At 33.9% G+C, this 12,714-nt stretch carries 8 protein-coding genes; 4 read left to right on the top strand and 4 right to left on the bottom strand.

Annotation, left to right across the window (positions count from 1 at the left end):
- Window positions 1-176: 176 nt before the first annotated feature.
- Window positions 177-1,631: a sigma 54-interacting transcriptional regulator gene (locus BUR19_RS02260; RefSeq protein ID WP_074233308.1), complete on the bottom strand. Its 1,455-nt coding sequence runs from the start codon at window positions 1,629-1,631 to the stop codon at window positions 177-179.
- Between the two features lie 116 nt (window positions 1,632-1,747).
- Window positions 1,748-2,890, bottom strand: a complete 1,143-nt coding sequence (locus BUR19_RS02265) for a vWA domain-containing protein (RefSeq protein WP_074233309.1) — start codon at window positions 2,888-2,890, stop codon at window positions 1,748-1,750.
- 179 nt (window positions 2,891-3,069) lie between these two features.
- Here BUR19_RS02265 and BUR19_RS02270 point away from each other — a divergent pair, with 179 nt between their 5' ends.
- Window positions 3,070-3,777, top strand: a complete 708-nt coding sequence (locus tag BUR19_RS02270; RefSeq protein ID WP_074233310.1) for a class I SAM-dependent methyltransferase — start codon at window positions 3,070-3,072, stop codon at window positions 3,775-3,777.
- Between the two features lie 61 nt (window positions 3,778-3,838).
- Here BUR19_RS02270 and BUR19_RS02275 read toward each other — a convergent pair whose 3' ends face one another.
- Together BUR19_RS02275 and metG are read right to left on the bottom strand one after the other, a co-directional pair.
- Entirely contained in the window at window positions 3,839-4,513 is a 675-nt protein-coding gene (locus BUR19_RS02275) for a DUF6263 family protein (RefSeq protein ID WP_074233311.1), read from the bottom strand.
- 1 nt (window position 4,514) lies between these two features.
- Window positions 4,515-6,548, bottom strand: a complete 2,034-nt coding sequence (gene metG / locus BUR19_RS02280) for a methionine--tRNA ligase (RefSeq protein ID WP_074233312.1) — start codon at window positions 6,546-6,548, stop codon at window positions 4,515-4,517.
- 659 nt (window positions 6,549-7,207) lie between these two features.
- Between metG and BUR19_RS02285 the strand changes: the two genes are divergently transcribed.
- From BUR19_RS02285 to BUR19_RS02295, 3 genes are read left to right on the top strand one after another with little or no spacing between them, the layout of a single operon-like run.
- Window positions 7,208-9,928: a SusC/RagA family TonB-linked outer membrane protein gene (locus BUR19_RS02285; protein ID WP_139297244.1), complete on the top strand. Its 2,721-nt coding sequence runs from the start codon at window positions 7,208-7,210 to the stop codon at window positions 9,926-9,928.
- Between the two features lie 12 nt (window positions 9,929-9,940).
- Window positions 9,941-11,554 carry a RagB/SusD family nutrient uptake outer membrane protein gene (locus tag BUR19_RS02290; protein WP_074233314.1) on the top strand — a complete coding sequence of 538 codons (1,614 nt, stop codon included), beginning with the start codon at window positions 9,941-9,943 and terminating at the stop codon, window positions 11,552-11,554.
- A 21-nt stretch (window positions 11,555-11,575) separates the two neighbouring features.
- Window positions 11,576-12,703, top strand: a complete 1,128-nt coding sequence (locus tag BUR19_RS02295; RefSeq protein WP_074233315.1) for a SusE domain-containing protein — start codon at window positions 11,576-11,578, stop codon at window positions 12,701-12,703.
- Window positions 12,704-12,714 lie beyond the last annotated feature (11 nt).

A 12,714-nucleotide genomic window follows, 5' to 3' on the forward strand; every position in this document is an offset into this window, starting at 1 on the left:
GAGCTTAATCCCGCTATCCACTATATCTTTTTCATCATTGCGAACGAAGTGAAGCAATCTTTTGAACCATTTACCCCGCAATAACAAAAAAGGATGCCGTTCCTATCGGGGCTAGAAAATAAAAACCTCAAAGAAATTTCTCTGAGGTTTTGTATTGTGAAATTTAGTTTAAAAAATTAGCTTCTAAAAAACTGCCCAATCCCAGCCGATTCAAAATTGAAAGTAGAGGCATTTTCTGACTTGTCCAATTTTTTACTGATTGTCAAAGCCCATAATACCAATTCTTTACAGAAGTTTTTATCATTGTTATCCAATTCAGGAACGTTTTCTTCAATCAAAGTTGTCAGAGGTTTTATGCTGTCCAATTTGCTGTAGAAATCGTTATCGTTATCAGAATAATTCAGTTCCAGATGATTGTTGTTGAACCATTGGATGATATCGGTGTAAGGTGTTTTCAAACCCTCTTTTTCCAATTTGGAAATTCTAGGGAAAAGGCTTTCAAATTGAGTCATCACAGCATCATCAATCAGGATTTTGGCGACATAATCTGCGCCTTCCTGTTCACCTTCATAGACCAATTCGATTTTTCCGGTGATGGAAGGAACAATCGACATAAAATCAATAAGTCGGATATTCGTCTTTTCTGAATCGGATTCTAATAATCTCAATTTTGCAGCAGCTATAAGATTTTCCATTGCGCTGATGGTTAGCCTTGCACTCACGCCGCTTTTCGCATCCACAAACTCACTTTCCCTGGCAGCAAATGCGACTTCTTCCAAAAGATTTCTTGCCAAATCCGGAATCTGGATTTTTGCTTTATCATCTTCAGAAACCAAAGCTTCTTGTTCCGTGATTTGTCTCGCCAATGCAACGGTTTTCGGATAATGCGTGAAGATCTGAGAACCAATTCTATCTTTCAAAGGTGTTACAATACTTCCTCTGTTGGTATAATCTTCTGGATTGGCTGTAAACATAAACTGAATATCCAAAGGCATTCTCAACTGAAAACCTCGGATCTGCACATCACCTTCCTGCAAAATATTAAACAATGAAACCTGAATTCTCGCCTGTAGATCCGGCAATTCGTTCAGCACAAAAATCGAACGGTTAGCTCTCGGGATCATTCCGTAATGTAAAACGCGTTCGTCCGAATAAGGCAGTTTCAAAGTCGCTGCTTTAATCGGGTCGATATCGCCGATCAGATCCGCAACGTTCACATCAGGTGTTGCCAGTTTTTCGAAGAATCTTTCCGAACGATGAACCCAGGAAATTGGTGTTTCGTCTCCTAGTTCAGCAATCAGATCTCTTGCATATTTTGAAATCGGATTGAAAGGACTGTCATTGATTTCGGAACCTTTGACAATCGGTATATATTCATCCAAAAGATTGACCATACTTCTGGCGATTCTAGTTTTTGCCTGTCCACGCAACCCTAAAAGATTGATGTGATGTCCAGCCAAAATTGCTTTTTTCAGTTGTGGAATCACGGTGTCTTCGTAGCCCCAAAGTCCTTCGAAAACTGGTTCTTTGGCTTTGATTTTTGCAATCAGATTTGCCTGGATTTCCTGATTGATTGTTTTATCTGTGTATCCCGATTTTTTTAATTCTTTGAATGTCGTATCGTTCTTCATTTTTTACTAATTAATAATGTTTTTAATTCTCGCAGATTTAGCGGATTATGCAAATTATTTAGTTTAAAATCAATCTGCACAATTAGTAAAATCAGCGAGAAAATATTTGCTTTTTCTTAAATTCTTTTAATTCTATTTTTTTCGTAATCTTCAAAAATCATTTGTCCCAATCCTGAAAGTCCGGTTAAGAAAGCTTTTCCTTTGTTTTGAGCTGTGAAGGCTTTCACAAATTGTCTCAGATAAGGGTCTTGCGCAATCATAAAAGTTGTGATGGGGATTTTCAGTTTTCTGGCTTGTGCTGCTCTGTTAAGACATTCCGAAACAATTTTTTCATCCAGACCAACACTGTTCATATAATATTCGCCGGTTGGAAGTTTTAGGCAGCTTGGTTTGCCATCAGTAATCATAAAGATTTGCTTATTGGTATTTCTTTTTCTTCGTAGAATGTCCATTGCCAATTCCAGTCCTGCAACAGTATTGGTGTGATAAGGTCCTACTTGCAGATAAGGCAAATCTTTGATTTGGATTGGCCACGCATCGTTCCCGAAAACAATAATATCGATGGAATCTTTCGGATATTTCCTTTTGATGAGTTCCACCAAAGCCATTGCTACTTTTTTTGCAGGTGTGATCCGGTCTTCGCCATACAAAATCATCGAGTGGCTAATGTCAATCATCAAAACCGTACTCATCTGCGCTTTGTGTTTGGTTTCTTCTACAATGAGATCGTTTTCCGTCAGTCTCAGATCAGAAATGCCGTTGTTGATTTGTGCGTTTTTGATACTTTCGGTCAGGTTCACCATTGCAAGGTCATCGCCAAATTGAAAGTTTCGGTTTTCGCCGTCTTTCTCATCACCGACACCGCTTTTGTTGGTTCTGTGATTTCCGACACCACTTTTTCTCAGCTTTCCAAAGATCTGGTCCAGTGCATAATCCCGCAAAGCTGCTTCCAGTTTTGCTGTCAGAATATTTTTACCATTTCCGGAACCGGAATTTCCATCTTCTGTTTTAACCTCTTCTTTGATGTAACCTCGTTTTTTAAGATCTTCGATAAAGTCGTCCAAACCATATTCTTCATTGAAGATATCATATTCTTTATCGAGCATATCCAGCCAGTCAAAAGCCTCGTCCAAATCTCCGGAAGTATGGATGAGCAAGTCTTTGAAGACGCCAAAAACCCTGTCAAAATGCGAAATCTCTTCCGGAATATGCTTGCTGAACGTAAATCCTGTGTGGAAGTTTTTATTTTTATCTTTCATTGATCGATTTCAAATTGGAGATACAATTTAGGTATTATTAGCAAAATCTGAACCGTAAGAGTATAGAAAAAACTAATGATGCTAATACGTAATAAGAATTTTTAGATCTCGATTTTACAAAATCCATAATCTTTATTTTCCTATTCTAAAGTTTTATCTTTGCAATCAGAATTACCACTATGAAAGACCTAATGGGACGTGCTATCTGGGATTACTACCACAATAATAATCCAAAGGATTTGCAAACCGAAACTTCTATTTCCGAACTGGATGAACTTCCTGTTGATTATCTTTTTCGAGATTTTAAGGAGATGAATAAAATCGAACAAAAAGCTTTGAAATTAGCCAACGGAAAAGTTTTGGATATCGGAGCTGGAGCTGGTTCGCATTCTCTTTATCTTCAGAATGAAAGAAATCTTGAAGTTACAGCATTGGATATTTCTCCAAAGTCGATTGAAGTTTGTAAACTAAGAGGAGTCAAGAGTGCGGTTGCAGAAAATATGCTGCATTTTTCAGAAGGAACATTCGATACAATTCTTTTATTGATGAACGGAACTGGGATTTTCCAAAGCCTGAATGTCATCGATATTTACCTCAAAAAACTCCATTCTTTATTAAGTTCAAAAGGTCAAATTCTTATTGACAGCACTGATATTCTTTATATGTTTGATGAAGATGAGGACGGTGGTTTTTACATTCCGGTAGATGGTTATTATGGTGAGTTGGATTATATTGTCCATTACAAAGGCGAATCTGAAGACCCGATAAAATGGCTATATCTCGACTTTGATACTTTGAAAAATGCCGCTGAAAATAATGGATTTAAAATTGAAAAAGTTTTGCAGGATGAAGATTCTTATCTGGCTAGACTAACGTTCAATAATTAAAATTTTAGTATTTTTTTAGCATTATTACATAAAAAAGGAGTCAGTATTTTTGACTCCTTCCTTATAATAATCTTTCAATCAACATTTCATATTCGTAGACCATTTCTTCCTCTTTAAAGTAGTAAAAATTAAGTTTAGCATTTTTCATAATTCCTGTTTCATTATTAATGATATAGAAACCTTTTATTGATAAATCTTCGAATAATTTTGATTTTTTTAATTTTTTATTAAAATTAAAATTCACATTTATTTTTGATTCTTTTTCATTAACTTCTGTAAGTTGATATTCTTTATCAAAATTTTCGTACAATGAAAAATGTAAATCGTTGTCTGAAAACCATTTGTCTCCAATATTTATACATTTTTTTGGAAACTCAAGAGTAATTAAATTAATGTTAATGTTTTCTTGTAATAAATCTAGAGAGTCTTTTTGCTTGATTTTATTACCGAATATATCAATCTTGAATTCTTTTATGTCAGAAAAATAATTTACTTTAAAATAGTCTTTAGGTTCAATTTTGTGATTTAAAAGTTTGTAACCGTAAGAAACCTGTAAAGAATCATTACTAATCTTTTTAAAATTAATTTGAGGCGAAGAAGTGAATATTTTATCATATAATAATCTGAAAATTGCACTGTCTTTTTCAAGATTATATTTCAGACAGGCATTTTTGTGTTCTTGTCCTTGAAAAAAAAGAATTCCAAAAAATAAAAATAACAGATTAATATATCTCATTTTATCCAATCTCGATTCCGTTTTCTACGGTTTCATCAGGCGTTACGAAAGATAATTTTCCGTCTGGTTTTGTGGTTAATAAAAACATTCCTTGAGATTCTATTCCACGGATTTTTCTTGGTGCAAGATTTAGTAAAATCATTACTTGTTTTCCAATTAATTCTTCCGGAGAAAAGCTTTCTGCAACTCCAGAAACAACCGTTCTGATATCAACACCAGTATCCACTTTGAACTTCAATAATTTGTCTGCTTTCTCTACTTTTTCAGCTTCAAGAATTGTTGCAGTTCTCAAGTCGATTTTAGCAAAATCATCAAATTGAATTTCGTCTTTCATAGGGTTGGCGTTAGGATTTGTTTTCTTATTGTTTTGTTTGGTATCTTCCAGTTTCTTGATTTGAGCTTCGATAACATCGTCTTCGATTTTTGAGAACAAAAGAGAAGCTTCGTTGATTTTGTGACCAGTTTCAATTAAAACAGATTTAGTTTCAACATTTTTCCAATCTGATTTCTGAACATTAAACATACTTAATAATTTCTCGGAACTGAAAGGCATAAAAGGCTCACACAACTGCGCTAAAGCCACTGCAATCTGAGCGCCTACAAATAAAGAATGTGCGGCCTTTTCAGGATTATCTTTAATAGTTTTCCAAGGTTCTTCTGTCTGAAGATACTGGTTTCCAAAACGAGCTAAATTCATTAAAGCTATTAAAGAATTTCTAAATTCATAGTTTTCTAAGAAGCCTGAAATTTCTTTTGCAGCTTTGTTTATTTCAGCTAATTCAGGCGCATTTACATCACCTTCAGGAACAACGCCATCATAATATTTATGAATCAAAACCGCAACTCTGTTGATAAAGTTCCCAAAAATTCCAACTAACTCAGAATTATTCTTCGTCTGAAAATCCTTCCAGGTAAAATTATTATCTTTAGTTTCCGGAGCCGATGAAAGAAGAGCGTATCTCAAAACATCCTGTTGTCCAGGGAAATCTTCAACATATTCGTGTGCCCAGACTGCCCAGTTTCTTGAGGTTGAAATTTTATCATTTTCAAGATTCAAAAATTCAAAAGCAGGCACATTTTTCGGCATAATAAAATCACCGTGAGCCTTCATCATTGCAGGGAAAATAATACAGTGGAATACAATATTATCCTTTCCAATGAAATGAACTAAATCACTTCCTTCACTTTGCCAATAATCTTTCCAGTCTTTTCCTTTTTTCTCAGCCCATTCTTTGGTGAAAGAAATATATCCAATTGGTGCATCAAACCATACGTAAAGTACTTTTCCTTCAGCATTCGGAAGTGGAACAGGAACGCCCCAGTTCAGATCTCTGGTCATGGCACGAGGTTTCAAACCGTCGTTTAACCAAGATTTTACCTGTCCGTAAACGTTGGGTTTCCAGTCATCTTTGTGACCTTCGATAATCCATTTGTTCAGGAAATCTTCGTATTCATTTAACGGTAAATACCAGTTTTTTGTTTCTTTTAAAATCGGAACATTGCCACTTAACATTGATTTTGGATTAATCAATTCTGATGGCGAAAGGGTAGAACCACATCTTTCACATTGGTCACCATAAGCATTTTCGTTGCCACAATTCGGGCAAGTTCCTACAATATATCGGTCTGCTAAGAATTCTCCAGCTTGTTCATCAAAATACTGCTCAGACATTTCTTCCGTAAATTTCCCTTTTTCATAAAGAACTTTGAAGAAATCCTGACTTGTTTCACGGTGATTTGCAGACGTCGTTCTTGAATATTCATCAAAAGAAATTCCCAAATCTGAGAATGATTTTTTGATGATTTCGTGGTATTTATCAACAATATCTTGCGGCGTGACGCCTTCTTTTTTAGCTCTTATGGTAATAGGAATTCCGTGCTCATCGCTTCCGCAGATAAACGCCACATCTTTTCCTAATCTTCTTTGGAATCTAGCATAAACATCTGCAGGAATATAAACTCCCGCCAAATGCCCAATATGAACCGGTCCGTTTGCATAGGGCAAAGCCGCCGTAATCATCTTTCTGTTTGACATTTTCTAATTGAAATTTTGAGTTGCAAAAATACGATTTTCATTTTTAAAATCAGATAAGTGCAAGTAATATTAAAATGGATGAAGATCAGTTAGGTTTTTTAGTTAATGAGATTTATGAAAATTGGAAAATCAAATTAGTGGAAATGAAAATTTTTCACTTGTCTTTGTAAGTCCTTTCTATATCCTATGTTAGTCCTTTGTTAGTTATTGATGTGTTTGTTTAAATTTAGTTTTTTAATGGTTTTAGGTTTATTAATTTAATTAAAAATTTATTTTTATTGAATATTTTAATTTTTATTAAAGTCACGAATTTATTGATGTTTTCAACGATTTGGAATATTCTAAAAATTATGATTTGTTTCATTTTTGATTAATATAGGATTAATATTGGTTAATTTAGAAGAAGAAAAATAGACTTAAAAACCGAAAAAATTGTTAAAAATCAATATTTGTTAAGAAAATTAACATTGATTTAAGTATTTGATATTCAGCTATTTGTTTTATTGTTGCTTGTTTTTTTTATCGAAATACTTTGCTAAATTCACTGATTTTAAAAATATTTTAACACAATGTCGTTTTTTTTATAAATTGCAAAACTAGATTATGTGTAATCTGGAAACAAATAAGAAAATAATATAAACCTTAAAAATTTATTTTTTGTGAGAAACTATAATGTATTAAAAATTGCTCCTGCATTTCTCTTGCTTGGAACAATGCTACATGCACAACAAACTGATTCGGCCAAAAAAGAAACCGAGATCGAACAAGTTGTGTTGATTGGTTATGGTAAGCAGAAGAAAACAGATCTTACAGGGTCTATCACTGCATTAACCACAGAAGACTTTAATAAAGGTGCAGTAACTACGGCTGAAGGACTTATAAATGGTCGATCTTCGGGTTTGGTTATTACCCAATCTGGAACACCAGGTAGTGAGGCAACAATTAGAATTAGAGGAGGCTCTTCTTTAAATGCAAGTAATGATCCTTTATTAGTTGTTGATGGATTACCTTTGGATGGAGTTTCTTTATCGACACTTAACCCGAATGATATAGAGTCTTTCTCTATTTTAAAAGATGCTGCTTCTACAGCAATCTATGGTTCTAGAGGTTCTAACGGTGTTATTTTAGTTACTACAAAAAAAGGAAGTAAAAAATTGAGAGTTTCACTTAATGCTTTTACTACGGTGAATACTTTGGCCAAAAAAATTGACGTTTATTCTGGAGATCAGTTCCGAGAGATTATTAATCAGTATGCTCCAGAAAAAGCATATCTTTTAGGAACAGCCAATACAGACTGGCAAAAAGAAATTCTTAGAACCACTGTAACAACTGATATTAATGCTTCTATTTCTGGTAGCTTGTTTGGTAAAGTGCCTACGCGTTTTTCAGTTGATAACTTGGATAATTCTGGATTGTTAATGACTTCTCAATTCAGAAGAACAACAGCTAACTTAGCTTTAAGTCCTAGTTTTTTAGATGATCATTTGAAGTTTAATATTACTGGAACATATTCTTATACTTTTAAAAATAACGCTAGTGAAGATGCAATAAAAAATGCAATTTCATATGATCCTACAAAACCTGTTTATGATACAAGTTCTCCATTCGATGGATATACAGAATGGACAAGAGTAGATGCGGGAGTTTTAAAAACTTTTGGAGTTAGTAACCCTGTAAGTATGTTGAGAAACAAGCATGATGTACAAAATTTCAGAAGATTTTTTGGAAATGTGAATATGGAATATAAATTCCATTTTTTACCTGATTTAAGACTGATTGTAAATGCGGGTCTTGATAGTAAAGAATTAGATGGTCATGTAACTACAAATCCTTATTCTAGAAACGGATATTTCTCAGTTGCAGGAGGTAATCCTCAGTTTTATGGAGAGAACTCATACTCAGATGAGAGTATTTTAAATAAGAATGGTAATTTCCAGCTAAACTATACTAAGGCATTTGGTAAGTTTAATTTAGAAGCCATGGGAGGTTATGAATATCAGAATTATCATAAAATAAAATCTTCTTCTGGTAATACATTACTGTATTCTTTAGATCCTTCGAATAACTTCTATAATCCAGACACAAAACCAGATTTAAATCTACAGGCTTTTTTTGGAAGGTTAAATTTGGGTTGGGATAATAAGTATCTAGTTACAATTAACTACAGAAGAGACGGATCTTCACGCTTTAGTAAAAATAACAGATGGGGAGACTTTGGAGGTGTTGCGGCAGCTTGGAAAATTTCTGAAGAAAGTTTCTTGAAAGGAAATTCTACACTTTCCGATTTGAAACTAAGAGCGAGTGTTGGTAAAACTGGCCAACAAGATATAGGTGATTGGAGATATGATTATTTTAAAACTTATAATGTTTCATCTACATTGTATTATCAACTAGGAAATGAGTATTACTTAATAGCAAAACCTAACGGATATAATGAAAATCTGAAATGGGAAGAGAGCTTAAAATATAATTTAGGTTTAGATTTCGGTTTCTTGAATAATAGAATCAAAGGTACTTTAGATTTTTACTTAGCTGATACTAAAGATTTGTTATCTATCGTGCCAGAAGGGCCATTGGAGAATTTAAGAATCATTGGACCTCAAAATATTGGTAAATTACAATCTAAAGGTGTTGATCTTGGTTTAGATGTAAAAGCAGTTAAAAATGAGAAATTTACTTTAAACTTTAACTACAATGTATCTTATAATAAAATGGAGATACAAGAATTGCAAGTTAATGGTGTAGATAAAGGTAATGTTGGATTAGGTGGCTATGTTCAGACATTTAGGGAAGGTTATTCTCCATATGCGTTTTGGGTATATCAACAAGTGTATGATTCAAACGGTAGACCAGTGGAGGGAGCTTATGTAGATAGAAATGGTGATGGTGAAATTACAACAGCAGATAAGTATAATTATAAAAAACCACAAGCCGATGTAACTATGGGATTGATGACCAATGCTACTTTTGGAAAACATTGGGATTTTTCAATGGGATGGAGAGCGAGTCTTGGTAATTATGTATATGATCAGATTTCTGCAGATAGATCGCAGATGAATCATATAAATAACACCGTTGATAATAATATAAATAATGCTCCAGTAGATTTTAATAATACCCGTTTTGCGGAAGCTAATAAGGTTTCAGATTACTATGTTAAAAACGGTAATTTCTTAAAGCTTGACAATCTTACTGTAGGTTATACTTTCAACAATTTTATGGGCAATAATGCTTCTTTAAGAGTTTATGGAGCTGCTCAAAACGTATTAATAATTACAAAATATAAAAATTTAGATCCTGAAGTATTTAACAATGGAATGGATAACTCTATTTATCCAAGAGCGAGAATGTTTACTTTAGGAATAAACGCTAATTTTTAAATCTAATTCACAATGAAAATTAAGAAACTAAATATATTTAAATTAAGAAATCTAGCTATTGCAGGTATCTTTTTATTAACAACTACTTCATGTCTTAATGATCTTGATGTGTCTGTTAATGATGACGAATTATATACCTCAGAACAATTTTACGCTAATCCAGCTTCATACAAACAGTTTTTAGCAAAAATCTATGCGGGATTATCTGTAACAGGTCAACAATCTGGTAATGGACAATCTGACTTAGGTTCTGAAGATGATGGAGGACCGAATGAAGGCTTTTCACAATATTTAAGAGGATATTGGCAATTGCAGGAACTAACAACAGATGAGGCTATAATTGCCTGGGGCGAAAGTGATAACCCTACCATTAGAGATTTGAACTTCAATACTTGGAATGCGGATAATGTTTTCAATGAAGCATTTTTTGCTAGAGTATTTTTCCAAGTAGGTCTTGTGAATGAATACTTAAGAGAGACAACTGATGACAAGTTAAACTCAAGAGGTGTTTCAGAAGATTTGAAAGCACAAATAAAAACTTTCAGAGCTGAAGCAAGATTTTTAAGAGCTTTGACTTACTATCACGCAATTGATATTTATGGTAAAATGCCTTTTGCAACAGAAAATGATGCTTTAGGAACTAAACCAGTGATGCAGTCTAGAGATTATATGTTCAATTATGTGATTAATGAACTGAATTCTATAGAGGGGGATCTTCCCGCTCCAAAAATGAATGAATATGGAAGAGCTGATCAAGCTGCTCTTTGGATGCTCAAAGCGAAATTATACATTAATGCAAAAGTATACACTGGCGCTGATAAAAGTTCAGAAGCTTTGACAGAAGTTGAAAAAGTAATTGGATCTACTTATAAAGTAGCGCAGATTCCTTATGCTGATTTATTCAAGGCTGATAATAATTCGAATGGAGCACAAGATGAAATCATTTTCCCAATCAATTTTGATGGTGTTAAAACAAGAACTTATGGTGGTACTACTTATCTTATCCACGCAAGTTGTACAAATGAAGTAGGCGCTACATTAGGAATAGATTTCGGATGGCAAGGATTTAGAGTTCGTCAAGAATTTATGCAAACAGTAGGGAATTCTGACGCAAGGGTTATGAAAGTAGTAGGAAGTACAGATCCTGAATTTATTTCTGATTATTCTAAATTTGAACAAGGTGCAAAGTTGATTAAGTTTTCTAATAAAACTTCAACAGGAGCTAATGGTAGTGATCTTAACTTTACTGATGCGGATTTCCCATTATTTAGAATGGCGGATGCTTATTTAATGTATGCTGAGTTAGCGGTAGTGAACGGAAAAGGTAGTTTAGCGAATGCGCTTACTTATGTTAACGAACTTAGAACAAGGGGAGGGGCTGCAACTGTTTTACAATCGGCTTTGAATGCAGATTTTATTTTAGCAGAGCGTGCTAGAGAGCTTTACTGGGAAGGTTATAGACGTCAAGATTTAATACGTTTTGGTAAATATACTTCAGGATATAACTGGCAATGGAAAGGTGGAAGTATCAATGGTAATAGTCTTCCTGAATACAGACAACTTTTCCCAATTCCAAATAAATATCTGAATCTAAATAGCAATCTTTCTCAAAATACAGGATATTAATTTAAAGAAAAATTTTAAGAAATGAAAAATCATAAAATATATAAATTTTTCTTCGCAATTATAATGCTTTTTAGTGTTATGTCTTGTGAAGATAGAGAGAAAATTACGATAGAAGAAAATGATGCTCCTATAGTAATGGATTTATCAAAAGAATCAGTCTTTCTTGATGGTAATTTTCCAAATAATCCTGCATTAACTGTCAATTGGGATGCAGCAAGTTATTCTGTTCCCACGGAAATCAATTATGTAGTGGAAGCATCTAGTACAGAAAATTTTACACAACCTTATGTTCTTGGAACATTTGGACAGTCTGTTAAATATGCAACATTTACGGCAGTACAGATGAACAATGCTGCGGCAGGCGTTGGACTTCCTGCAGATGTTACTGGTAAAATGTATTTGAAAGTTAGATCTTATATTGGAACATCTCAACAATTACAACAGGAATCTAATGTAACATCTGTGATGGTAACACCATACAAATTGGTTTATCCAGATTTCTTCCTAGTAGGCGAGGCTTCTTATGTCGGATGGACAGCTAGTGCTGCTCAAATTCTTCATAAGGTTGAAAATGAGTCTATCATTTACACATATCTTGAAAAAGATAAGAACTTTAGATTCTTGGGACAACAAGATTGGAGCCCGCTCAATTATAGTATAGATGATGCTACAACGGATGCTGCGAATAGATATTTCAAACAAGTGTCTTCCAACATAACTGTTGCAGACCACGAAAATATGAAGTTTACTGGTGAAACAGGAATCTATAAAGTTATAATTAATGCAGACAAAAGTGTTCAATCTCTTAAAGCTACAGCTTCCCCAATTCCAGCTTTCGATATCCCACAAGTTTATTTGGTAGGAAATGTAGCAGGTGTTAACTGGTCAGCCGAAAATGCTATTGCTATGACAAAAACAGGAGCGGGTGTATTCGAATATACTACGACGTTACCTGCGGATGCCGAATTTAAATTCTTAGGTCAAAAATCTTTTGGAGATTTAGATTGGGGTAATATTTCTGCTGATGGTGCTAGTGGTTTCCTAGGGCCAAAAGGAGATAATGGTAATGTTAAGTTTGTTGGAGACGGAGGTTCTTACAAAATTACAGTTAACATCAAAGCAGGTATTTATACTATCGTTAAACAATAATTCCAGTTTTT

Origin of the sequence: Epilithonimonas zeae, from assembly GCF_900141765.1 — a bacterium.
GTDB classification, from domain to species: Bacteria; Bacteroidota; Bacteroidia; order Flavobacteriales; family Weeksellaceae; genus Epilithonimonas; species Epilithonimonas zeae.